The sequence below is a fragment of the Bifidobacterium moukalabense DSM 27321 genome (assembly GCF_000522505.1).
Classification (GTDB): Bacteria; Actinomycetota; Actinomycetes; order Actinomycetales; family Bifidobacteriaceae; genus Bifidobacterium; species Bifidobacterium moukalabense.
The window spans coordinates 62,491-83,823 of sequence record NZ_AZMV01000004.1 but is presented as its reverse complement, the minus strand read 5'-3'; the positions used below and the strand labels follow the sequence as shown (position 1 = coordinate 83,823).

Sequence of the window (21,333 nt, the reverse complement as noted above, 5' to 3'; positions counted from 1 at the left end):
CGGTTTATGGGGACCGTTTAGGGGCCCTAATCGGCCCGTCGTACCGAAGTGATGAGATCAAAACGCATTCGCGAGCGCCTCGAGGAACCGCCTCCGTTATGGCGTATGGTCACGGCCAAGAATCTGACATTTCTTTCCGTATAACGAACGGACCGTTTTGCCGGCTCCTCTTCACCCACGATCCGGTCTGCGACCGGACCGCCGACGAAGGGGGCAATCATGGCGTGTACTCTCCCCCTGATTCCGGTATGGCCCACCGCGCGAACGCCTATCATCGTTTGCAATAGGGCCCTCGGGCCATCCGAACGTTGACGGGGAGGTCAGCAGGAACGACTGCTACAATCATGCGCAACTTCAACATGATTCGACGTTATGCAAGGGGTGAACGAATGAGAGCATGCGGACAGGCCGCGACAGGCACACTGGCATTGTCCCTCATATTGTCCGCCGGTCTCTCCATCCCCGCCGACGCCGCCACCGTCACGTCCGACGACACCATCGTGTCGGTACGCTCCTTCCCTAAACAGTCCGCAGTCCATCGTGACCTGTTGGCGGAATCCGCCGACACCGATGTCGACACGGACACGGATTGGGGCGGCATCGAATCGTTGGACGTGCCACAGACCAAGTCGCAGGCGGAAAAGGACGCGGAGGCCACCGCCAAAGCCGAGGCCGAACGCCAACAGCAGGAGGCCCAAGCGCAGGCTCAGACGCAGGCACAGGCTCAACAGCAGACTGGCGAGGCAAGCCGGAGCGGCGAGCGCACCGAATCATCCACCATCACCGCTTCGGCGTCGAAGACTGGGCAGGCGGTCGCCGAATACGCCATGCAATATTCCGGCTATCCGTATGTGTACGGCGGTAACCAGCCGTCCGGGTGGGATTGCTCCGGTTTCGTCCAGTATGTGTATGCCCAGTTCGGTGTGAGCCTGCCGCGCACGTCCGGTTCACAGATGACGGTAGGTTCGCCGGTCGGTTCGTTGGCGGAGGCACAGCCGGGCGACATCATCGCCAATGGCCAGCATGCGGCCATCTATGTGGGTAATGGCATGGTGATGAACGCCATGAGTCCGTCACAGGGTACGGGATTGGCATCGGTGTCGAACGCGTTTTCCTCAGCGTACGCGATTCGTCGAGTCATCTGAAAGATGGAGGGTCGGTCTCCTGTTTACCGAAGATGAAAACCCTCCATCCCGTTATTGCAGTGTTGCTAAAAAAGAACGAATGCAATCATTCACGGCTTGCGGGTTATCCACATTCGCATTATGCGCGGCATCATTGATTATTTGCAGCGGATAATGTGTTCGCTTGGCCCACTCCCTGTTATAGTCTTTGACCTTTCCGGTCTTGTCTTTTTCTCCATAAATAAGTTGTACCGGACATGGGATTTCCAGATCGCAATTATCTTGAAGGAAACCTGCATATCCAAGTCCCATAAGATGGCATAATTCTCTTTTTTCATAAATCGAAAGCATCTGCATCATATTGTCATATGCTCTTTTTGAAACGGAGACTCGCTTCGCCATCGCCCTTTTCATCCAGCGAAGGGGATAACACATGGCCATCCACTCAATCCGCTTCAGAATCCAGATATCCAACTTGGAATAATACGTATGGCCATAAGGGGTGCTGTCGATTGAGACGAATCCTTTAACACGCTCCGGATATCGTTTTATAAAGGATTGGGAGAAATATCCACCTAAGGACTGCCCTACGAAGACTGCTTTGTCAATAGAGCATTCATTAATGATATCTCTGATATATTCAGAAGAATCCTCAAAATTAAATGTCTCAAATGGTCGGGACTTTCCATGTGCCGGGGCATCCCACGCCAGTACATTATGCTCTTCTTTGAAGCATGCTATTTGTTCTTCGAACATACTATGATCTGCGGTAAGTCCATGAAGAAAGAAGATCGTGTTTGCATTTTTATCTTCGTTTTTCGCATACCAATAGTGAATGACGCCTTTATGTGTTTTCAGAACCTTTTCCTTCATATGAGTCCCACCTCTTCCATCGCTCCTTCCAGTAGAGTCGCGTTCGTCTCCGTTGACCCACATAGTGAGAAATCACCCCTAAGAACCGGACGTTTCAGCGTTCCACGGCATTGACGGTATTGTCTTGGGCCAGCTGACTGGGAATCACCAGAACCAGCAAGGTGACGAGTACCGCGATGCTCGATGCCGGCGGGAAGAATGTGGCTGAGAGAACCAGTCCCACGATCTTCAGCACTATGTCGATGTGGATCCACCTTCGCCGGTGCAGCACGAGACTGCGCATCCCCTCCCCTCCGTTGATGAGACGCAGTTGCCTGTAGTACCCGAGTACGGCAACGGTGATCAGCAGCACCACTGCACCATAGAGGACCTGTATGGTCCTGTTCCAGAAGGCATCGGCGACCAGCTTCGTCGCATACGGGTAGAACGAGGAGAAAAACAACATGATGACGGCGCTCCATACCGTTTTCTGGTTGATTCGTTCCACCGCATGGTAGGAGTAATGGATGTTGACCCACATGGCTCCCAGCCAGAAGAACGACAGGGCGTAGGCGAAGAAGTTCGTACGGAGCGCCCATAGGCCGGCAAGGTCATATGTCTCCGGTCTGGGCAGCTCCAGAACCAGTATGGTCATGATGATCGCCAGAACCGCGTCCACGAACGCCCCCAGCCTGTCCTTCTCCATCAATCCAGTTCCTCCTTGTCGGCGCCGTAACTTTTCCGATCAGCGTATAACCGTTACGCTTGATTTCACTCTCCGCCGAACATAGGTGGACATCCTCGGGGGCTTCATCGCCATAAGGACCGATGACACATTCGCAGGCCGGAGAACGTCATCCAGCTCAACCGAACCACGGCCTGCCCTCCACTCACCATCGCCTGTCCTTTTGCCATCGAAGCACATTCCATGGCTTTCTTCACCAGAAAAAGCACCGAAGCCGGAAAATCCGTTTGGCATTGGCTATGGATATACGGCAGGTGGTGAAATCAGAGCGTTTCGGCGATCATCTCGGGATCGATACCAAGATCCTTGAGCAGTCGCCGTGAATCATAGCGGTCATAGAATTCCTTCTCCATGCCGTAGCTGATCACCTTCATGTCCGAATCCGCGTAGAACGCGCTGATCTTCTGGCCGAAACCGCCGTCCACTATGCCGTCTTCCAAGGTGACGATCCTATCATGGTCCGCTTTCAGGCCTTCCAGCAGTTCGGCATCGATGCCGGATGCAAACCGGGGATTGATCAGGGTCGGCTGTATGCCAGTACGACGTTCATACGCTTCCGCAACCTTCTTCCCTATCCCGTAGAAGTCGCCCAGCGCAAGAATCGCGACCTTGCTGCCGCGCTGTTCCACCTTGAATCTGTTCAGATCGGAATAATCCCCATCCACGGTCCTTTCGTCATCCGTGACCCTCCCGTGCGGCATCAGAATCATCACCGGATGGTCCTTCTGATCCACGGCCCACGACAGCATCGCCCGGTACTCCCGTCCGCTGGTCGGGGCCAGTACAACAAGATTCGGGATGTTGGAGAAGGCCGATATCGCGTAGATGCCAAGATGCGTGACATCATTCATCGCCATGACGGATGCATAGTTCAGAACGATGGTGACCGGCGTATTGTTGATGCAGACGTCCTGCGATATCTGGTCGAAGGCCCTCTGCATGAAGGTCGCCGCCGTGATGACGACTGGTTTGCCGCCGTTTTTCGCGATGCCTGACGCCATCGCCACGGCCTGCTCCTCGGCAATGCCCACATCCCGGTATTGGATTCCCAGTTCTTCGCGCATCTGCGGTGTCAGTCCGGCTGCGCCGGGCATCGCCGGAGTGACCACGATGAACGAACCATCCTTTTTCGCCTTGTCCATGAGATATGCGGCGGTCAGATCCGTGTACCTTTCCGTATCGCCGAAGGAGATGGCCGGCCTGCCGGTGTTCGGGTCGAATGGTGCCGTGTAGTGCCACGCCTCCTTGTTCTTTTCGGCAATCCCGTACCCCTTGCCTTTGACGGTGTTGATGTGCACCACGATCGGATGGTCGATATCCTTCACTTTCCTGAAAACATCAATCAGTCTCAGCACATCGTTGCCCTCGGCTTCATACACATAGTCGAGCCCCATCGCACGGAACAGGTTGTTTTCCGCCTGCCCATCGGTTTCGCGAAGCAGTTTCAGATTTTCGTAGAGCCCGCCATGCACCTCCGCGATGGCCTGCTGGTTGTCGTTGACGACGATGATGAAATTGCCCTTCATCTCCGAGCCCGCATAGTCCAGGGCCTCCAACGCCTCACCGCCGGACAATGCCCCGTCACCGATCAGCGCGATGATGTTCTCATGGCCGCCGAGCAGGTTCCTACCTTCCGCCAGGCCACTGGCAAGGGCTATCGATGTGGAAGTGTGGCCGACATTGAAGAAGTCGTGTTCGCTTTCCTCGGGGTTGGTATAGCCGGACACGTCCCGGAAACGTTCCGGATTCGTATAGGCCTCCGCTCTGCCGGTAAGAATCTTGTGCGGATAGCTTTGATGGGAGACATCGAAAACGAACTTGTCCTTCGGGGAGTCGAACACATAATGCAATGCGATCGTAGCCTCGACGACGCCGAAGTTCGGTCCGAAATGACCTCCGGCTTTGGAGATCCTGTTCATCAGCGCGTCACGGATATCCGCAGCGAGCCGGACCAGCTCCTCATCGTCCAGCGACTTGACATCCTCCGGCCCGTGAATCCTGCTCAACACCTCATACATGGGTTTCATCTCCTAAATCTTCATCGAGCGGACATTGAGAATCGCATCCGCCGATCCATACGGGACAGTGTATAGGGCTTGAGGAAAGGCATTCTCCGATATTTCCCGGCATTCCGGCTGAAGGCGTAATATCCAATTGTGCCCCGTCAGTCGGAATGCCGGGAAATACCGGGGGTTCCGACAACGATTCAAACTGCCGCCTATTATCTTCGATTCCAATTCGCCATGCTGCTGCCTTGCCGTTCCACGAATCCACGATGTCCGTGCACGGGAATTCGTGCGAGCCCTGCCTCCAATGCCGCAAACTCGCCATCGGTCAGATGCACGTTCCATGCGCCTAGGTTTTCTAGAATACGCTCCTGATTTTTGGAGCCGGGAATCGGCACCACATTGGGATACTTGTGCAACATCCAACTCAGGGAGATCTGCGCCTTGGTCGCGTTCTTACGCTCCGCATAGCTTTCCAGAAGGTCAAGGATCGGCTGGTTGGCTTCCATATTCTCCGTGCGTAGCTGAGGGACATATTTTCGCACGTCGTCGCTGTGGGAGAAGTCCGAGCCGGCCGTCACCTTGCCCGACAGAAATCCGCTGGCAATCGGGGAGAAAGGAACAACACCTATATCATGCGCAAGGCAATACGGAATGACCTCCTCCTCGACGCCGCGCTCCAGCATGGAATAGATATTCTGCACTGCCGAGAGCGGCGTCACCTCATGGGCCCGCCGGATCGTATCCGCATCCACCTGGGAAAGCCCCCAGCCACGGATCAGACCGTCCTGGACGAGTATTCCCATCACCCCGGCCACATCCTCCACGGGAATGTCCGGGTTGATTCGGTGCAGATAATAAACATCGACATAGTCGGTCCGAAGGCGATCCAGAGAAGCCGTCAGATGCTCCCTTACAACGACCTCCAGGCCCTTTGCGGAAACCTCATTGGTGTCCAGGTGCAGTTTCGTCGCCAAAACGACCGCCCTACGGAAGTCATGGACGGCCTCCCCTACGATACGTTCATTATGCCCCAGGACTCCCGGCCGAGGTCCGTAGGCCTCGGCGGTATCAAAGAAGGTGCAGCCAAATGCATAGGCTTTGCGAATGGCCTCGATGCTGTAGGCCCTGTCCGGAATCTCCCCATATCCATGGCTGAGACCCATGCAGCCCATGCCGATGGGCGATACTTCGATATTTCCTAGTTTGCGTACATCCATCTGTTTTCCTCCCGCAGATTTCGATGTGCATTTCTCTGAGAGCTTAGAGTCATCATCGACCCACGCAACCAAATCTTCGCTGCCTGCACGAGACTTAGGCGCCCAGGCTTCCAGCAGCTTTGCCCCTTGCGTCTCGATACGGGCCTTCCATCGATTTTACCCGCGCTCCCGTCGGCACCTACCCCATCCCGTAACAGCAAAGACCGGTCGCCACCCGCATGGCCGAGACCATGATCCCGCGCCAACACCGGAACGTGGCTACCGCGTCTTACAGGAAGGAGTATGAGGGAGTCCTCTCCGTCGTCCGGCCCGTCATGGCAAGCCATATGCGACCCTGTCTCCTCCGGAGGAATGCGCCTACCGGTGGCATAATCGGATTTTCCTTTTACTTGTCGGCGCTTCCTGCGATCTGCTGGTTGTAGACGAAGTTCAGCATGGCCTTCTTCGGGAACATCGGCGCCAGTGACATCATCGGCTTCTGCATTCCCGGAAGCCCGCTGATGACATTGAGCTCGCCTTTCAGCATACCGTTATAGCCATCCAGTGCGACCTGCTTGGGATCGACCGCATTGGAGAAGAGCTTGGTATCCGCAAGCCCTCCTGTATCGGCAAACCCCGTTCTCATGGCACCCGGCATCAAGGCGGTCACCGTTACTCCAGTACCCTGCAGCTCCCTCCAGATGGCATTGGACACACTGGTCACATATGCCTTGGTGGCATAATAGACCGCCTGGAGCGGACCCGGCAAGGTCGCCGCTGTAGAGCTGACATTTAGCACCTTGCCACTGCCGCGTTTCACCATGTCCGACAAGAAGAGCTTCATAAGCCTCGTAGGCGTTTCGATGTTGACGGCAATCATGGACATATCCTGCTCCATGGTGCGCTCCCTTGTAAAATCGCCTCGTCCACCGAAACCCGCATTGTTGATCAGAACATCGACCGTCCAGCTATTGCTTTTGCAGGTGTCGTAGATGTTCTGGGCCGCCTCCGGAGCGGAGAGATCCGCTGCGATCGTATGCACAGTCACGTGATACTTTTCTTCCACTTCCTTCGCCTGTGCCTCAAGCTTTGCCTGGCTTCTGCCGACCAGAATAAGGTCGCCGCCCCTTTCTGCATGAATGCCGACGAAGCATGTGCCGAGTCCGCCATAGGATCCGGTAATGAGTGCTGTGTTTACCATTTTGATTTCCTCCTTCGTTGATTCCTGTATCCGCATTTGTTTCTCGATATCGTATGTCTCGTTTTATCCGACAATCATAGACGGTGAATTGTCAGGCCGAGTGCAACGTCGCTGTGTAACAGCCTCATATGGTTCCTTCATCCAAGGCGTCATGTCCTGTGGGAAACCTCTCCCGTTAAATCTTCACATCCGTTCACTATCGCAGTGGGGCTTGGTGTAGCTGTCGATGACCTGCTTGACGAAAAACACTATCGGCAGGATCAGGAATTCCTGGAGAAGATACGCAGGACCGAGGCCGAAGGAAACGGGACGGCCCGGCGGGTGTCGCCCGCCCGAGGCCGTTCGTCGCGCCGGTGCCCCCGGTGGGGCTCGAACCCATGACCATAGGCCAGACCGACGAGCCTGGTCCCGTCATCCCCGACCCCGCCTATCTCCTCCTGCTTTACGTCATGACGATCACAGCCTGCATGCGCATCTCCCACAAAGCCTGAGCCTGATTCCCCGTTTCAGCCCGTCGCGAAAGCGTCTCCTAGGGTGACACATTAACCCAAGGAACATTTTCCGACGGGCTGTTTCTATAACCGGAAAAAGGACGGCCACATGGCAGAGAAGAGGAAAAAGAGACGCCAATTCGGGACCGTGCTGCTCAGAAGGAACCCCAGCGGCAAGACCCGGACATGGATCGGACGATACACCTACAAGGGAGTCCGTTGCCAACGCTCATTCGGCAGGGACGGCAGGATCCAGGCACAAAGCTGGCTCGAGGAGGAAAAGCTCCTCGTGGACCTTGACCGCCGCGGCATCCAAAAGTGGGTGCCATGGCCGGAAAGAAGGAAAAAAGGGACGACGCCGCATCTCACATTCGACCAATGGGCCGACCACTACATCGCCACCCACCGCCGAAAGGACGGGCAGCCCCTCACGGGCAGTTCAAAACGCAATCTCCGCGCCGACATCGCCCACCTGAGAGCGGCGTTCGGAACGACACCGCTCACGAGCATCACACCCGCGATGATCCATGAATGGTACGAAATGGAACATCCCGAAGGCCCATGGGAGTTCAAGAGGGAGCGCGAACGCCTCAAATCGATCCTGGAGGAAGCCACGAGACCAAGCGACGGAGCCTCTCCTCTCATCGAGACGAATCCTTTCATGCTGCCCATCCCACCGGATCCGGACCCCAAATCATGGCGGATCCAGCCGGTGGACGGCGAGACCTTGAGGATGCTATACACCGCAATGCCCGCATACACGCGGATCGCGGTCTACCTGGCCGCGATGGTCGGCGGGCTGAGGACCGGCGAACTGTGCGCATTGCAACGTGAGGACATCGATCTGGAGGAGCGTACCCTGACCGTCCGGTACAGCGTGAACCGCGGAGCGGATGATCTGGGCAGGAGCCGCCTGGGAAGGACGAAGACCCCTCACTCACGCCGTACCTGCCCCATTCCCGATCTGGTCATCCCATTGCTCAAGGAGCACTTGGACCAACTCGATCCGGACGATCCGATGCTGTTGCAGGCCAGACGCGGCGAGGTCATCGCCCAGACCACCCTGACCAGCCAATTGAAGAAGGCCAGGGAACGGATCGGACTGCACCAGGCCGTGACCTTCCGCACGCTTCGTGTCACCCACACGACACTGCTGATGCAATACGGCGGCACCGTCCGCGAGGCGATGGACGAGATCGGCGACCAGACCATGGAAGTGGTCCTGAAACATTACGCGCGCACCATCCCGGAACACCGCCGGCTGGTCGTCAACCGCATGGCCGAGGCCATGGCCCACGATGGCCACGAACCGGCGGCGGCCCTCAAGCCACCGGACGGTACCATGACCGACCCCGCGGATTCCGACGCCACCTATAAGCGTATCCGCGAATGCCTGGAGGAGCTCGCCTCCATCCTGGAAGACGCAATCAAGACGAATAATCAGGACGGAAGACGCGAATAGGTAAAAACAGGGACGCAATGATTACGTTTCCCCAACGGTATGCCGGCACATACCGATTCCGGCAAGTACCGACATACCGCGATATACGGTGGATGCCACGGATGACTATTCGGATTGACTCGTCGGCCATTCCCTGGAGTACCGTCCCGTGGACAGCTCCTCGTGGGTGCGGATCACCCGCAGATGTATCACGTCGCGCGGCGTCGGCGGATAGTACAGGACCAGCACATCATCGGCAAGATGGAATTCCATGCAGCCGTTGTACAGTCCTCCCGGATTGTCCAGCACATGCGGCCGGTAGGAGTCCGGAACCCGGCCGTTGGGCATCAGCTCGTCGGCGATCAGCTCCACGAGTTCGCGCGCCAGAGCCCTGTCGTATCGGGCCAGCCGTTTGAAGTCCTTGTCGAACTCCCTGGAATGCGAGTCTATCTCATACATCCTGCGACGTCTCGTCCATCAGCTTGCCGAAATGGTCACGCACCTCGTCAGGCGTGCGCATCACGGTCACGGCATCCCCTCCGGCCGCCACTCCGGCGAGATACGCGCTGATCATGTCCACCAGGTTGGACCCACGGGCCTTGGCCACCGCCTCCGCCTCGGCATATCCGGGCAGGGATTCGATCATCGTCATTTCCACACCTCCGTTTCGTCTGTATTCGCCATTCTACAATCATTGGCTGTGGCATTCCTAGGCGTGGAACATGGCCGTAGAATTTGTGGTTCTCGGGCAATCGATTACCGTGAATGGACCACGGGGAGGATGCCGTCGTTCATGAACAGGGCGATGTTCTCCCCGATCAATCGTCTGGGATCGGCTCCACGCCGATGATGGATGTAGGATTCCGCATGCCTCTCGATGCCGCCGTATTCGACGTCACGGTACTCCTCGACGATGATGTCGCCCCGGGAATATTCCTCCGTCTCCTGCTGCGCCTGCCAGGCGATCCACACACGGTTTCCGTCCTCCGCCCACCATTTCACCGGCCACGGGGTCCGGGCGAGACCGCCATTGATGACCGCATCATGCGACGGCGACGAAGAGACGGCCGGCATGGCCGCCATGGCGCGGCGTTCCGCCCTGGTGGGCCGGTCAAGCAGCCATTGGGCGAATGTGTAGACGATGACGCCGAGGACGATCACACCTATCGACCCCGCGAACGTCGGAATGAAATCCGGTTTGCTGTGGTCGTACCAGAACCATGCGATCACGGCTACGATCAGCGCGAGGCCGGCGGCGAGGCCGGCGATTTTCTGAAGCACGATCGCCAGGGTGCGGATGGGATGGGTGACCAGGCCTATCGCGAAGGCGATGAGCATTAGCAACGCCCAGATCACCACACCGATCGCGATGACGACCAGGTATAGGGCAAGCCCGTAGATGCCGAACATGATTTTCTTCCTTCTTCGCCTGCTTGATGTTCTACATTTTATACGTAAACGTCACTTTGGTCATTCTTTTTCCTCCCTGATCCTGATTTCGGGATCGCTCATCGCCCTGTTCATGAACGACACCATGCTTTTCCACTCATGCATGCTGGACGAATGGCTGCTCCCTCCCACAACCATCGAACGGACGTTCCGCAAGGTCCGCAATAGACTCATTTGCCGCCAACAAAAAATATCCCCATGACCATTCAAGCTGCGAGGAGATTCGTTTTTCTGTCGAGGAGTCACAGTGCATGAAACCAGCTCTCCGCCTTGTGGGCGAGGGGCCGGTTTCCAAAAGATGAGACTAGATGCGAATATCTACCGCTAGATGCTAAAAGAATGCAGTTGATGGTAATTAACCATATGCGGCTTGTCGGGTTAGGTTAGGTCGCCGCGAGGGCTCCCCGAAGAAGAGAGGGCCATGCCACAGGACAGAGTACGAAGCGGGGGTACGGGTGCTAGGACTGCACAGTGAAGGGCTTCGTCCACTCGAGGGAGTAGCGCCAGTAAAGACGCCTCCTGACAAGTGCGCCGGGGAGTCGCTCGCCTGCAACAGCGCGAATCTCACCCAGGGACTCACGGGGCTGGGCGACCCTCATCCCCTGGTAAGTACCCTCGTGGTGGAGCCATCCGGACATCCTCGCAGGGACAACCATGAGAGCGGAGAGCAGCCAGTCCGCGACGGTCCTGTTCGCGGACAGGCCGACGACGAGCAGTCTGCCGCCGGGCCGCAGCAGCTCCGCCATCCGAACGAGTGCCGTCTCGAGCGGCATGTGGTGCAGGCACGCGACGCAGGTTATGGTATCGAAGCTTTCCGGGGCAAAATCCTGGGTAGCCATGAAATCACCGCAGATGACCTTGCCGCTGTCTGCGACCCTGCCGGCAGCTATCCGCGCGGCGGCGGGATCCACCTCCACCCCCACGACGTGCTCGCATACCCCGGCCAGAAGCTTCAGGAGCGTCCCGTCTCCGCAGCCCACGTCGAGGGCGGATCCGCCCCTCAGTGCGGCGTCCGAGACCAGCTCGGGGTAGTACGCGGAGTTGTGGTTCCAGCGCAGCTGACACCCGCTGTCCTCTTCGATGACATGTGCGCCCATCTGCCCATGCCTCCTCGATCTCGCCGGGCCATGGCTGCCACGAAACAGATATCCAAGCAGTCAATGGTATCAGAGAGCCCTTCATCGCTGTTTCGGTTGGGCAGCTGGCGTCCCGTCCGACCGTTGCCGTCCATGAACGGATGGATGTTCTCGAACACCGCGTGGAAGCTGGCCGACCGAATGCTTCTCGGCGATGATCAGTCGCATCATGCATCACATCCGATCAGTAGTTGCCGGACGCCCATGAGGGGCGGCCGTCGTCCGAGTGATCCTGGCCCGCGTCCGTCTCGTTCTGCGGAGCGGTTTCGTCGTCTGCCGTCTGGATGCCGGATCCGGTTGTCTCCGGATCCGGTGCGGCGTCGGCTGCCGGTTCGGGTCCGGCGGCTGTGGGTTTCCTTCCGGCCGGGGCGGCGACGAGCCCGCCCTTCGCGTCGAACGCGATGTTCTTCTCCGTTCCGGTCATCGCCCACTTGTCCGCGGCGGTCCTCTGGCTCATTCCGGGGAAGGCCTCCTCGAGCTGCCTCGCCGCGTCGCGCAGCGCCTTCGCGCTCTTGCGGAAGTTGTCGAGTCGGTTGTCGAACTTCTTCGCCGCCGCCTCCTTGCGCTTGAACGACTCGCGTTCGTCGCGTAGGAGGTCATCCACGTAATCGGATGCCATGGTCATGTTCCTTTCCAGTTTCATCGGTTCCCGGCTTCAGGCCGGCTGTGACCATGGTCACGCGATTGGGCGCACGCCGGTTTGGACAGTCGGGCTCCGTTTCCGGCGATAGCCAAAGAGCACGAACCGGAAACCAGTCCGTCGTTCCCGCTGCGCACCGCGCACGCCAGGACCGAACACGAATATCCTAGAATGGAAGACAACGAAAGCAAGGAGGCAGATATGCCGGTCATCAGCATGTTCTTCGGAATCATCATCACCATGAACGCCGGCGACCACGTGCCGCCGCACGTGCATGCGAGATACCAGGGGCACGAAGCGGCGTTCACCTTCGACGGGCGGACGCTCAAAGGAGACCTCCCGCGCAAGCAACGCACGCTCGTCGAAGCGTGGATACTGCTGCACGCCGAAGAACTCGAAGCCGATTGGGAACTGGCCCGCAACCTCGAGCACCCGTTCAGGATCGACCCGCTACGCTAACAAGGAGGCAACGGACATGACCATCGACTATTCAATCAAAGTGACCCGGTGCGAACCCATGCCGGGATACAAGCTCAAAGTCACCTGCTCCGACGGGGCGACCGGAATCTTCGATATGTCCCAATACGTCGACCGCGGCATGTTCAGACCACTCAAGGACCCGCAGACGTTCGACCGTGTGCGACTCGCGTTCGGCGTGCCCTCATGGCCCGGCGACATCGACATCGCCGCGGAACGCGTCCGCTCCGACATGCAGATCATCTAACGACCCGTGCGACCCCGGCCGTCATCAAGACGGCCGGGGCCTTTTCATGCCCGTATGCACGACGGTCGCGCCCATCCGGCGGCGAGGCCGGCGATTGGTTTGGACATCCGGAGCGAGGGAAAAACGAAGAAGCCCCGCGGAAAAATCGCGGGGCTGCCATTTGCGTGTCGGCTCCGGTTGCCTCAGGCTCCGGCACGACGTCGTTCTCCGGTTCGTCGGAGGATTCGACGGGAGCGGTCTTCTTCCCGACCGGGGCGGCGACGAGCTCGCCCTTTGCATCGAACGCGATGTTCTTCTCCGTGCCGGTCATCGCCCACTTGTCGGCGGTGGTCGTCCGGCTCATTCCGGGGAATGCCTTCTCGAGTTGTCTCGCCGCCTCACGCAGCGCCTTCGCGCTCTTGTGGAAAGATTGTCGAATTTCTTCGCGGCCGCTTCCTCGCGTTTGAACGACTCGCGTTCGTCTCGCAATAGATCATCCACGTAATCGGACACCATGATCGGCGCTCCTCTCAATTCATCGGTCCCCGGCTTCAGGCCGGCTGGAACCATGCTCGCGCGGACCGGGCTGCGCCGGTTTGGACAATCGCAGCTTCTCCAATGGCGGCAGAATAAGTAAATACCACTTTACTTGTTAAGTAAATAGAGGTAGACTATATTTATGAGACGTAAGGAACTGGAAAAGCGGCTCAATCGGTTGGCCAAGGAACACAACGCCACCGCCATCTGGAGCGAAGGAGGCAATCACAGCAAGGTCGCCATCCAAGGCGTCGAGACCACCGTGCCCGCCACAGCGAGATCAACGAGCTCACCGCCAGGGGCATCATCCGCTACTTCGAAAGGAATCTGAAATGAGGGAACCAATGAACGTGACCGCCACCGCCGAACGTTCCGGCGGCTGGTGGGCAGTGGAGGTGCCGGAGATCCCCGGACTGTTCACACAGGCCCGGCGTCTCGACCAGATCGACGCGATGGTGCGCGATGCCGCCGGTATGCTCGGCCGCGAGGTCGGCACCGTCACCGTGGAGCCGAGGCTCTCCGAGCAGGACGAGCGCATGCTCGCCGAGCTGCTGGACGCGCGTAGGCAGGCCAGCGAGGCGCAGTCCCACGCCTCCTCGCTCACCCGCGCCACCGTGGACGCCCTGCGGGCCCAGGGCATGACCGTGCGCGACGTCGCCGACATCATCGGCGTCACCCCGCAGCGCGTCAGCACCATCGCCAACGCCTGAGCCGCATACGCCCGCCGCATCCGGCCTTCCGAGAAATTCCACGAGCCACTATCCCGGCCACGCCCCGCGGCCGGGATTTTTCATGCCCACATGCGCGGGACGTCACCGGCCGGCTAAAGGTGACGCGGCTCCCGGTCCGCCCCGTGTCGGGGAAAATCCCCGAACCCGGACGAGTCTCCTCCGCATCACGCAAACGGCGGCCCCGCGATTTTTCCGCGGGGCTTCTTCGTTTTTCCCTCGCTCCGGATGTCCAAACCAATCGCCGCCCTCACGACGGATGATGGGCGTAAGGAGCCGGATACTTCCCTCGATGCCATTGATGCAAGGAGCGAACCATGAACGCGATCATGCCACACGGCACGCCACGAAGGCGTTGCGCGGAATTGCTCCCAATCCATGAAATGGATATGGGAGTAGCAAGCGACGTGATTGGATATCCAATCACTCGATTCGCGGGGCGAATCGGCTTGCCCGGGAGACCCGGACCCCATGGTCGAGCAAGCTCTCCGGACCGCTTCGCGGCATCACAGACGACCCGTTTCCGCGTCCTTCTCGGAGGCGCGGAATGAGCAAGGCCGAAGGTAGAACGCACAGCGTCGAGAAGATCATCAGGTTCACACCGGATGAGTGGGAGCAGGTCCGCAAGCTGCACGGGAGGCTGACCAGGTACGCGCCGGAGTACCGTTCGTTCAGCTCCTACGCGCGCAGGATGCTGTCCGAACGGCACATCCACGTCACCGAGATCAGACCGCTGACCGACCCCGAACCACTCGCCCGGGAGATCGACCGGATCGGCGTGAACGTCAACCAGATAGCCCACTGGGCCAACGCGAACGAGCACATCAGCCCCGAGCAGGTGGCCGAGATCCTCGACTCGTTCGACCGCATCGAGCGCCTGCTCGGCGACCTGTTCGCCGACAAGCGCCAGGCCGAGGAAGCCACCTGATCATGGCCGTGGTCAGGCTCGGCAAACCCGTGAAATCGAATCTCGGAGGTCCCAACGGGGCGATGGCGTACATCATCGACCCCGCCAAGACCGACGGCGGCCGTCTGGTCGGCTCGAACTACGAGCGGACCGGAACGGACTATGACGCGCTTGCCGAACCCATGCTCGAGGACAACCGCAACTCGCCGCAAGGCATCCGGAGGAACAGCCGACTGGCCTACCACATCAAGATGAGCTTCAGCCCCGACGACCCCGTGACCCCGGAACTGGTGCACGCGCTCGGCATGGAATTCGCGCGCAAAATCACCGGCGGCGAATACCGGTTCGTGGTCGCCACGCACACCGACCGGCATCATCTGCACAACCACATCATGGTGTGCGCGGCCTCCCGATATGGGAAGCATCTGAAGGCCGAACTACCCAAGGACATCATCGACCAGTGGCGCGCGGCATGCGATGAGATCTGCAAACGAGAAGGATTGAACATCATCTTCAACCCCGTCGTGGAGGAGCAGGCGCGCAGGATGCGCGGCACCGAAACCGCATCAGAAAACAACGGGACGGCACCGGCACGTGATCCCGGACCCGCCGCCGAGACGTCCGGGCAGGGCACCGAGGCGCCGCCGCGCATTGCCCGGCGCAACGGGGACGGGGAGCCGCTGGAGCGCCGTTATGGCATGTCGATGGAGGAAATCTACACGGCCGCGAAGGGCAAGGGAGTCAAGGACAGGCTGCGCGTCCTGATCGATCTGACCACGGCCGGGGCGGAGAACTTCGAGGACTGGAAGGACATGCTCGACGTGCAGGGCGTGGACGTGAAGGTGCGCGGCGAACACTTCACGTTCACCGTCAAGGACACCGGTTTCAGGATCCGCGACGTCAGACTCGGCCAGGCATACGACATGACGAACATCATGGCGGGCCTGGCGAACACGCCCATCATCCCGATCACGTTCAACCGCAGGCTCGTCGCCAGGCAAACCAAAAAGACGATCACCGTGTGGCTGCCCGGCACCCACCGGCAGAGGAAGATCACGTTCGACGTGCGGCATCTCGTGGACGACGGAGGCTCCACATTGCGCGCGTTCATGCCCCGCGACCGCGACCAGATCATCCTCGACCGGAGCAACCGTTACGCCGGCAAGGCCATCACGCACGGACTGTACCAGTGGTTCGGCGAACCCACAAGCAGGCTCGAACCGCTCGCCACACCCGAACGGCTGCCGCTCAGATACGGGGTGAGCCCGGCCCAGCAACGCTACTACCAGGCGCAGGCGCGTCGCCTCGACCGATTGGGCGACGAGGCGAAGGCGTTGAACGCGGCGATCCGATGGACCAGGCTCGCGGACGGCGACAGCGCCAAAGGCCTGAAAATGCTGCGCGGGAAGGTGCGCGAATCGCACGACGAACTCCAGTCCGCCGTCATCGCATTGCACGACGCGATCCAGCAGGATGATCCCGACCTCGTGGTCGAGGCGCGCGGGGAAATGGAACGGCGCGAACACGCGTGCGACCGGTACGAGCGCGAACTGGCCGCCATCGAACGCGAGATTAACGCCACACGCGGCCGCGAACAGGAACGAAACGAGCGTTGCGACCAGCAACAACACAAGCGTGGACGGTCCATCTGAACCGTCCAGGGAACACCATCCAACGACAGAAAGGAAACCACGATGCCGATCGAGGAACAGGCGGAGGAGAAGATCCAGAACGCCGTCCAGACCATCATCACCGGAGGCGCGAGACTCGCGCTCCGGATCCCCAAGAGCGCGTTCCTCGCCCTGCTCCGATCCGGAGCGAAGCTCATCAAAGCGGGCGCGCACGCGGCGGGGGAAGCCGTGAAAAACAGGATCGACAGCGGCGAGATGTCCGAGAAACGATTGCAGAGGAAGAAGGGCGGCGACCTCCACGAGCTGCAACTCGACGACTCGACCATGCGCGGAGTGCAGCGCAGTCTCGGGGAAGCCGGCATCGACTACCACCTCGAACGCACGAACGACGGCCAGTACTTCGTCCATTTCGCCGGCAAGGACGAGGACCACATCCGTCACGCGGTGCAACGCGCGTTCAGGAACATGGGCATGGACGTCACCGACGACGACCTCACCGTCGAACGGCCGATCCAACAGGACCAGGCCCAGGGTCGGAACCGGGCCGATACGCCCGTACCGCGGGAGACCCGCGAACGGCCCGCCGTGCCGGACGTACGGCAACGCATCGCGTGGGACTCCGTGGAACCGGAGGTCATGGAGATGGCGGCGAGCACCGTCGCGGCCCGTCACCCCGAACTGTCATGGGGAAGCCTCATGGGCGACACCACGTGGAACGAGCGGACCGGCCGCGAATACGCGGACCGGATCATCGGCAAGGCGGCGGCGGACCGGACCCTGCACGACGAGTTCGACGGGATCCTGCGCGACGACTACGGGCAAGGGTCCCGGACCCGCGCGCAAGACCTCGGACAGGCGGCACCCGCCCGTCAGACGGCGGCGCAGCCGGACAGGACGGGCGCAGCGAAGAAGAGCCAATCCAGACGCATCATCGGCCCCAAGACGGAAGGAGGGGCGGAAGGGCCCAAGCCGATCCGGTCGAAGAAGGCGCTGCTCGCACGGTTCAGGACCAGGCTCAGCGAGAACCTCGCCAAGCAGAAGGCCGGTCCCCTGCCGTCACCCAGCCGCGACCTCACACCCCGCAAGGGCCGTTGAAGGGAAACGACATGGACCCGCAGGAACTCATCAGACGGACCGCCATCCACCAGGACACGATCAACGGGCTCAACGATCCCACACCGTGGCCGGTGAAATGGTGGGCACAGGCCGGCGACACGGTGTGGACCGCCGGCACCGCCACCTCCGCCGGCGCGGATTCGGCCGGCATGTACTACGAGCCGGGCGACATCATCGTGCACCGCAACGTCATCGACGGCGACCACACGCGAGTCACGGGCGTGTTCAACATCTATCCCGAACCCGGCATGGATCCCATGAAGGGGATGCTCCAAGGCATCCGCCGGTGGGACGGGACCGAGCCGGAACGTTGGGGCGAGGTCGTCCGACCGGGCGACGCCACGCTCGACGTGCCCGGCACCGGACGGACACTGCCGATGGGATGGGGCGCCAGCCTCGCCATGGCCGCATCCTCGGCCGGCGGGCTCGATCCCGCACTGCTCCAGGCAAGCCTGATGCAGGCCGCGCTCGAATGCGAGCCACGTCCCCTCGTGTTCCTCCAGGAGGACAACGGATACGACCTCATGGTCTTCTCATGGCACCGGAACGAGCAGGGACTCTACGACGCCAGGAGCTTCAAGCATCTGCAATACGACGATCTGGGCATGCAGGTGACGACCATCAGCCACAGCGAGACACCCGACACGTTCCCCGCGCGCGCGATGAGCGACGGGGAACTGCTCACCCAAAGCCGCATGGCCTTCGACGACTACCAAAGGCTGCGCGAGCATGACGCCGGACCCGACGGCCATGGGATCACCGGCCATGTGGCGCGCAGCGGCATCCTCAAGCCCGGTCTCGAACAACACCCGCTGCTCCATCTCGCCGACGGCAGACAGGCGCCGGAATGGGACGGGTTCATCGATGCGACCGCCATCGGCATCCTCGAAGGCAAGCCGTTCACCCGGCCGCCGATCCGCAGGCAGTCTCCCGCCGGCCAGGAACATCCGGCCGACGCCGCACCCGCGACGCGGAGGAACCCCTTGACACGCGATCGGTGGCCGAACGTGTGGGTGGCGAACCGGGCCGCACACCCATACGTGCTGCACGCGAGGGACGGGCGCGACTGGCCCAAGATGATCGTCTCCCTGCCCAAGGGCACCACCATCGACGGCCGGGACCTGTCCGGCTGGGCGACGGACCTGTTCATGAGCGCCAGGAACCGCAGCCAGAAAGACGGGGGCAGGGCGGTCAACCTACGGTTCAGACCCGGCATTCCTGTGGAACTGTTCGTCGGACGGGGCGAGGAACGCCGCACGATGGAAACGGATCCGGAGACCCTCGCGCAGGCGATCATCGACGCACGGTCCCGCACCCGCGACGCGGAGGAAACCCTTGACACGCGATCGGTGGAACTCGTCTCGAAAACGGTGGAGGAATCCTGGCCGCAGGTCGAACGCATGCGGGAACGGTTCGCCGAATACCTGCGAGCCGGCACCTACAGGCCACGGACCGCCCTCAAATGGGCACGCAGGCTCGTCGACCGCACGGCCTCGAAACCCGACGACGGGCAGTGGACCAGCCGTCAACGCCGCCAGGCGGCAAGACTGCTCCTCGACGAAATCACCAAGGAGGAAAACGAAAGGGAAAACCCCGGCCGGGAACACGCCGTGAACGGCCTCGCCGCCGTACGCCATGAATCCACGACGGCACGGCCGGCGGGAGAGCAAGGCGAGGAGCGGACGGGCCGGCCGGAACGGGCCGGCCCTCCGTCGCCGGAACCGACCAAGGCGGCCGGAGGAACGACGGAGCCCGAAACCGACGGCGCACCGGAAATGCGTCGCATCGATCCCAAAACGACGCTCGCACGGTTCAGGACCAGACTCGTCGGACATCTCGCCGAACTGAACGATACGAGCCATGATCCCGCGACGGCACCGGAACGTGGCCGGCGCGCCCTGTAGAACGAGCGGGGACGACGACGCCGAAAAAGGGCATCCGGCCACCCCTATGGTCCAGCCCCGGCCCGCCGGCCTTACGTCCAAACCGGAGACATCCGGAGGGACGGAAGGTGGAGACGGAACCCGACGGGAAAGGAACACGCCAATGCCATCATTGACCAGAAACGACATCAACCGCCTCCTCAGGGAGGATCCCAACGTCACCGACATCAGCCAGGGCGACGATCCCATGGGTGGACACATCGATGCCGTGCTCGTCGACGGCAGGGCCGTCGAAATCGTCTTCCACGACAACCCCGCATGGAGGCGGAGGGATGAGAGATCCGGACGGATCGAGGTCCTGTACCTCAACCGTCCGCAGACGGAATGGCGGTTCGATGACAACGATCTCGCCGGCCGGGAACACACGATCATCGACCCCGCAAGGCCAGGGGCCATCGAAAGGCTCATGCGGGCGTTGCATGACTGGGAACGTGAGGGAGGCCTCGCCGTCGGCCGACCCGTCACGTCAGGCCATACGGCACCCCGTCTCCTCCGGAGGAATACGCCTACCGGTGGCACAATCGGATCGGCCCCGGCTGGCACATCGAATACCGCTCCACGGCCGTCGACCGCGACCTCGCCATGCGCAGGAAAACGGATGAGGGCTACTTCACGCAAAAGATCGAGGAGGATCCTACCGTCCTCTACGAGGAGCACCGCAAGGCCGCCTGCCTGCGCGCCGGCCGCATCCTCGCCCGGCGGACGTCGGCCGACGTGGAGACGATCCGCTTGCTGCACACCATCGTGAACGAAGTCTCCGAGCACAGGCCGACCGATGACCTTGCCGCATACCGCATCTACCCGTCCGCCGATGCCATCCGACTGGCGGGCGACGGCCTTACCAGCATCGAAATCCTGGAGAAACGTGAGTACGGCGGCTGGGATCCCGACACGGACCCGCTCATGCGCATCAACGAGCAAGGCGACTGGACCGGCATCAGCCAAGCACAGGCCGACGGTCTCGTGTGGGCGAAACGCGAGGAAATCCTCGACCATGCGGCCTACGATGACAGCCTCTCCCCCGGCATCCTCCATCGTCTCGATGAGCTGGAGGGGAACCGGCCGGTCCCGGAACGGAAGCCGGAAAAGGGGAGTCGCCACGGCTTGAACCTATAGGCCGATGTCCACCCTCAGATATATTGACGCAACCAATCAGGCATATCCGGATCATCCACGGACCAGGACGCGATCGCATCCTCTTCACGGTCCCACGTGTTCTCGTGCCCGTCAAAGAACTTCTGCCTGTGACATTTGTATTTCACAACCATATCGCCTTCAAGCCTGTACTCGTTCCAGTAATAGTTCTGCCTGCCATAGCCCTTCCATTCATTCGTCCTATAGATCGTCGACATCCGTCGCTCCTTTTTCCTTCCGGCTCGCTTCGTTGCGAATCCAGTAAGTCGTAATGATACCGGCCGTACTCATCCTTCGCCTCCCTCCGCGTCATTCCGTCCAGGTTCGTCCAAACCGGAGGCATCCTGGGA

The 21,333-nt window shown here is 60.4% G+C and carries 25 protein-coding genes and 1 pseudogene; 12 read left to right on the top strand and 14 right to left on the bottom strand.

Going from position 1 to position 21,333, the window contains the following annotated elements:
* The first annotated feature begins 389 nt into the window (after positions 1-389).
* Entirely contained in the window at positions 390-1,145 is a 756-nt protein-coding gene (locus BMOU_RS04415; protein ID WP_034875244.1) for a C40 family peptidase, read from the top strand.
* 51 nt (positions 1,146-1,196) lie between these two features.
* On the opposite strand, the gene BMOU_RS04410 is transcribed toward BMOU_RS04415, so the two are convergent.
* From BMOU_RS04410 to BMOU_RS04390, 5 genes are all read right to left on the bottom strand, one after another.
* Positions 1,197-1,997 (bottom strand): alpha/beta fold hydrolase, encoded by an 801-nt coding sequence (locus BMOU_RS04410; RefSeq protein WP_034875242.1) that lies wholly within the window; start codon positions 1,995-1,997, stop codon positions 1,197-1,199.
* Between the two features lie 94 nt (positions 1,998-2,091).
* Positions 2,092-2,682 (bottom strand): TMEM175 family protein, encoded by a 591-nt coding sequence (locus BMOU_RS04405; protein ID WP_034875241.1) that lies wholly within the window; start codon positions 2,680-2,682, stop codon positions 2,092-2,094.
* Between the two features lie 302 nt (positions 2,683-2,984).
* Positions 2,985-4,739, bottom strand: a complete 1,755-nt coding sequence (locus BMOU_RS04400; RefSeq protein WP_034875239.1) for a 1-deoxy-D-xylulose-5-phosphate synthase — start codon at positions 4,737-4,739, stop codon at positions 2,985-2,987.
* Between the two features lie 203 nt (positions 4,740-4,942).
* Entirely contained in the window at positions 4,943-5,947 is a 1,005-nt protein-coding gene (locus BMOU_RS04395) for an aldo/keto reductase (protein ID WP_034875237.1), read from the bottom strand.
* A 385-nt stretch (positions 5,948-6,332) separates the two neighbouring features.
* Positions 6,333-7,127 carry an SDR family NAD(P)-dependent oxidoreductase gene (locus BMOU_RS04390; RefSeq protein ID WP_034875235.1) on the bottom strand — a complete coding sequence of 265 codons (795 nt, stop codon included), beginning with the start codon at positions 7,125-7,127 and terminating at the stop codon, positions 6,333-6,335.
* 600 nt (positions 7,128-7,727) lie between these two features.
* Between BMOU_RS04390 and BMOU_RS04385 the strand changes: the two genes are divergently transcribed.
* Entirely contained in the window at positions 7,728-9,080 is a 1,353-nt protein-coding gene (locus BMOU_RS04385) for a site-specific integrase (RefSeq protein ID WP_051428910.1), read from the top strand.
* Positions 9,081-9,185: 105 nt separating this feature from the next.
* On the opposite strand, the gene BMOU_RS04380 is transcribed toward BMOU_RS04385, so the two are convergent.
* From BMOU_RS04380 to BMOU_RS11555, 3 genes are all read right to left on the bottom strand, one after another.
* Positions 9,186-9,518 carry a type II toxin-antitoxin system RelE/ParE family toxin gene (locus BMOU_RS04380; protein ID WP_051428909.1) on the bottom strand — a complete coding sequence of 111 codons (333 nt, stop codon included), beginning with the start codon at positions 9,516-9,518 and terminating at the stop codon, positions 9,186-9,188.
* Positions 9,511-9,711, bottom strand: coding sequence for a hypothetical protein (locus tag BMOU_RS04375; protein WP_034875233.1), 201 nt, complete (start codon positions 9,709-9,711; stop codon positions 9,511-9,513). Before BMOU_RS04375 ends, BMOU_RS04380 begins: the two co-directional genes overlap by 8 nt.
* A gap of 104 nt (positions 9,712-9,815) precedes the next feature.
* Positions 9,816-10,469: a TMEM43 family protein gene (locus BMOU_RS11555; protein WP_235143704.1), complete on the bottom strand. Its 654-nt coding sequence runs from the start codon at positions 10,467-10,469 to the stop codon at positions 9,816-9,818.
* Here BMOU_RS11555 and BMOU_RS11550 point away from each other — a divergent pair.
* Positions 10,459-10,710 carry a hypothetical protein gene (locus tag BMOU_RS11550; protein WP_081738493.1) on the top strand — a complete coding sequence of 84 codons (252 nt, stop codon included), beginning with the start codon at positions 10,459-10,461 and terminating at the stop codon, positions 10,708-10,710. The two genes, BMOU_RS11555 and BMOU_RS11550, sit on opposite strands and share 11 nt — an antisense overlap.
* 256 nt (positions 10,711-10,966) lie before the next feature.
* Here the strand turns inward: BMOU_RS11550 and BMOU_RS04365 are convergent, their stop codons facing one another.
* The 3 genes and pseudogenes from BMOU_RS04365 to BMOU_RS04360 all read right to left on the bottom strand — a co-directional run bounded on the left by BMOU_RS04365 (position 10,967) and on the right by BMOU_RS04360 (position 12,263).
* A complete protein-coding gene (locus BMOU_RS04365; RefSeq protein ID WP_051428908.1) occupies positions 10,967-11,605 on the bottom strand; it encodes a class I SAM-dependent methyltransferase in 639 nt (212 codons plus the stop codon).
* Between the two features lie 95 nt (positions 11,606-11,700).
* Positions 11,701-11,787 (bottom strand): annotated as a pseudogene (locus BMOU_RS10975) (Fic family protein); the annotation flags it as partial.
* A 41-nt stretch (positions 11,788-11,828) separates the two neighbouring features.
* Positions 11,829-12,263, bottom strand: a complete 435-nt coding sequence (locus BMOU_RS04360) for a hypothetical protein (protein WP_034875231.1) — start codon at positions 12,261-12,263, stop codon at positions 11,829-11,831.
* A 222-nt stretch (positions 12,264-12,485) separates the two neighbouring features.
* Between BMOU_RS04360 and BMOU_RS04355 the strand changes: the two genes are divergently transcribed.
* A complete protein-coding gene (locus BMOU_RS04355; protein ID WP_235143703.1) occupies positions 12,486-12,743 on the top strand; it encodes a DUF4160 domain-containing protein in 258 nt (85 codons plus the stop codon).
* A 16-nt stretch (positions 12,744-12,759) separates the two neighbouring features.
* A complete protein-coding gene (locus BMOU_RS04350) occupies positions 12,760-13,008 on the top strand; it encodes a DUF2442 domain-containing protein (protein WP_034875227.1) in 249 nt (82 codons plus the stop codon).
* On the opposite strand, the gene BMOU_RS11810 is transcribed toward BMOU_RS04350, so the two are convergent.
* Positions 13,001-13,351 (bottom strand): hypothetical protein, encoded by a 351-nt coding sequence (locus BMOU_RS11810; RefSeq protein ID WP_235143702.1) that lies wholly within the window; start codon positions 13,349-13,351, stop codon positions 13,001-13,003. The genes BMOU_RS04350 and BMOU_RS11810 overlap by 8 nt on opposite strands.
* A 315-nt stretch (positions 13,352-13,666) precedes the next feature.
* On the opposite strand from BMOU_RS11810, the gene BMOU_RS10970 reads away from it, so the two are divergent.
* The 6 genes from BMOU_RS10970 to BMOU_RS04320 all read left to right on the top strand — a co-directional run bounded on the left by BMOU_RS10970 (position 13,667) and on the right by BMOU_RS04320 (position 19,810).
* The gene (locus tag BMOU_RS10970; protein WP_235143701.1) at positions 13,667-13,855 is read left to right on the top strand and encodes a hypothetical protein; all 189 of its coding nucleotides are present in this window, start codon (positions 13,667-13,669) and stop codon (positions 13,853-13,855) included.
* A 1-nt stretch (position 13,856) separates the two neighbouring features.
* Entirely contained in the window at positions 13,857-14,234 is a 378-nt protein-coding gene (locus tag BMOU_RS04340) for a transcriptional regulator (RefSeq protein WP_034875225.1), read from the top strand.
* A 565-nt stretch (positions 14,235-14,799) separates the two neighbouring features.
* Entirely contained in the window at positions 14,800-15,180 is a 381-nt protein-coding gene (locus BMOU_RS04335) for a MobC family plasmid mobilization relaxosome protein (protein ID WP_034875223.1), read from the top strand.
* A gap of 2 nt (positions 15,181-15,182) precedes the next feature.
* The gene (locus BMOU_RS04330; RefSeq protein WP_034875220.1) at positions 15,183-16,811 is read left to right on the top strand and encodes a relaxase/mobilization nuclease domain-containing protein; all 1,629 of its coding nucleotides are present in this window, start codon (positions 15,183-15,185) and stop codon (positions 16,809-16,811) included.
* Between the two features lie 42 nt (positions 16,812-16,853).
* Complete coding sequence (locus BMOU_RS04325) at positions 16,854-17,885, top strand: PcfB family protein (RefSeq protein ID WP_034875218.1); 1,032 nt, start codon at positions 16,854-16,856, stop codon at positions 17,883-17,885.
* A gap of 11 nt (positions 17,886-17,896) precedes the next feature.
* Positions 17,897-19,810, top strand: coding sequence for a hypothetical protein (locus tag BMOU_RS04320; protein ID WP_034875216.1), 1,914 nt, complete (start codon positions 17,897-17,899; stop codon positions 19,808-19,810).
* A 148-nt stretch (positions 19,811-19,958) separates the two neighbouring features.
* On the opposite strand, the gene BMOU_RS11540 is transcribed toward BMOU_RS04320, so the two are convergent.
* Positions 19,959-20,096: a hypothetical protein gene (locus BMOU_RS11540; protein ID WP_160118290.1), complete on the bottom strand. Its 138-nt coding sequence runs from the start codon at positions 20,094-20,096 to the stop codon at positions 19,959-19,961.
* A 335-nt stretch (positions 20,097-20,431) separates the two neighbouring features.
* Between BMOU_RS11540 and BMOU_RS04310 the strand changes: the two genes are divergently transcribed.
* Complete coding sequence (locus BMOU_RS04310; RefSeq protein WP_051428906.1) at positions 20,432-20,965, top strand: hypothetical protein; 534 nt, start codon at positions 20,432-20,434, stop codon at positions 20,963-20,965.
* Between the two features lie 14 nt (positions 20,966-20,979).
* On the opposite strand, the gene BMOU_RS04305 is transcribed toward BMOU_RS04310, so the two are convergent.
* Positions 20,980-21,201, bottom strand: coding sequence for a hypothetical protein (locus BMOU_RS04305; RefSeq protein ID WP_034875213.1), 222 nt, complete (start codon positions 21,199-21,201; stop codon positions 20,980-20,982).
* Between the last annotated feature and the right edge of the window lie 132 nt (positions 21,202-21,333).

Coding starts and splice junctions, on each gene's coding strand:
- BMOU_RS04415 (WP_034875244.1), top strand. CDS start 390: ATGAGAGCATGCGGACAGGCCGCGACAGGCACACTGGCATTGTCCCTC.
- BMOU_RS04410 (WP_034875242.1), bottom strand. CDS start 1,997: ATGAAGGAAAAGGTTCTGAAAACACATAAAGGCGTCATTCACTATTGG.
- BMOU_RS04405 (WP_034875241.1), bottom strand. CDS start 2,682: ATGGAGAAGGACAGGCTGGGGGCGTTCGTGGACGCGGTTCTGGCGATC.
- BMOU_RS04400 (WP_034875239.1), bottom strand. CDS start 4,739: ATGTATGAGGTGTTGAGCAGGATTCACGGGCCGGAGGATGTCAAGTCG.
- BMOU_RS04395 (WP_034875237.1), bottom strand. CDS start 5,947: ATGGATGTACGCAAACTAGGAAATATCGAAGTATCGCCCATCGGCATG.
- BMOU_RS04390 (WP_034875235.1), bottom strand. CDS start 7,127: ATGGTAAACACAGCACTCATTACCGGATCCTATGGCGGACTCGGCACA.
- BMOU_RS04385 (WP_051428910.1), top strand. CDS start 7,728: ATGGCAGAGAAGAGGAAAAAGAGACGCCAATTCGGGACCGTGCTGCTC.
- BMOU_RS04380 (WP_051428909.1), bottom strand. CDS start 9,518: ATGTATGAGATAGACTCGCATTCCAGGGAGTTCGACAAGGACTTCAAA.
- BMOU_RS04375 (WP_034875233.1), bottom strand. CDS start 9,711: ATGACGATGATCGAATCCCTGCCCGGATATGCCGAGGCGGAGGCGGTG.
- BMOU_RS11550 (WP_081738493.1), top strand. CDS start 10,459: ATGCCGAACATGATTTTCTTCCTTCTTCGCCTGCTTGATGTTCTACAT.
- BMOU_RS11555 (WP_235143704.1), bottom strand. CDS start 10,469: ATGTTCGGCATCTACGGGCTTGCCCTATACCTGGTCGTCATCGCGATC.
- BMOU_RS04365 (WP_051428908.1), bottom strand. CDS start 11,605: ATGGGCGCACATGTCATCGAAGAGGACAGCGGGTGTCAGCTGCGCTGG.
- BMOU_RS04360 (WP_034875231.1), bottom strand. CDS start 12,263: ATGGCATCCGATTACGTGGATGACCTCCTACGCGACGAACGCGAGTCG.
- BMOU_RS04355 (WP_235143703.1), top strand. CDS start 12,486: ATGCCGGTCATCAGCATGTTCTTCGGAATCATCATCACCATGAACGCC.
- BMOU_RS04350 (WP_034875227.1), top strand. CDS start 12,760: ATGACCATCGACTATTCAATCAAAGTGACCCGGTGCGAACCCATGCCG.
- BMOU_RS11810 (WP_235143702.1), bottom strand. CDS start 13,351: ATGAGCCGGACGACCACCGCCGACAAGTGGGCGATGACCGGCACGGAG.
- BMOU_RS10970 (WP_235143701.1), top strand. CDS start 13,667: ATGAGACGTAAGGAACTGGAAAAGCGGCTCAATCGGTTGGCCAAGGAA.
- BMOU_RS04340 (WP_034875225.1), top strand. CDS start 13,857: ATGAGGGAACCAATGAACGTGACCGCCACCGCCGAACGTTCCGGCGGC.
- BMOU_RS04335 (WP_034875223.1), top strand. CDS start 14,800: ATGAGCAAGGCCGAAGGTAGAACGCACAGCGTCGAGAAGATCATCAGG.
- BMOU_RS04330 (WP_034875220.1), top strand. CDS start 15,183: ATGGCCGTGGTCAGGCTCGGCAAACCCGTGAAATCGAATCTCGGAGGT.
- BMOU_RS04325 (WP_034875218.1), top strand. CDS start 16,854: ATGCCGATCGAGGAACAGGCGGAGGAGAAGATCCAGAACGCCGTCCAG.
- BMOU_RS04320 (WP_034875216.1), top strand. CDS start 17,897: ATGGACCCGCAGGAACTCATCAGACGGACCGCCATCCACCAGGACACG.
- BMOU_RS04310 (WP_051428906.1), top strand. CDS start 20,432: ATGCGCAGGAAAACGGATGAGGGCTACTTCACGCAAAAGATCGAGGAG.
- BMOU_RS04305 (WP_034875213.1), bottom strand. CDS start 21,201: ATGTCGACGATCTATAGGACGAATGAATGGAAGGGCTATGGCAGGCAG.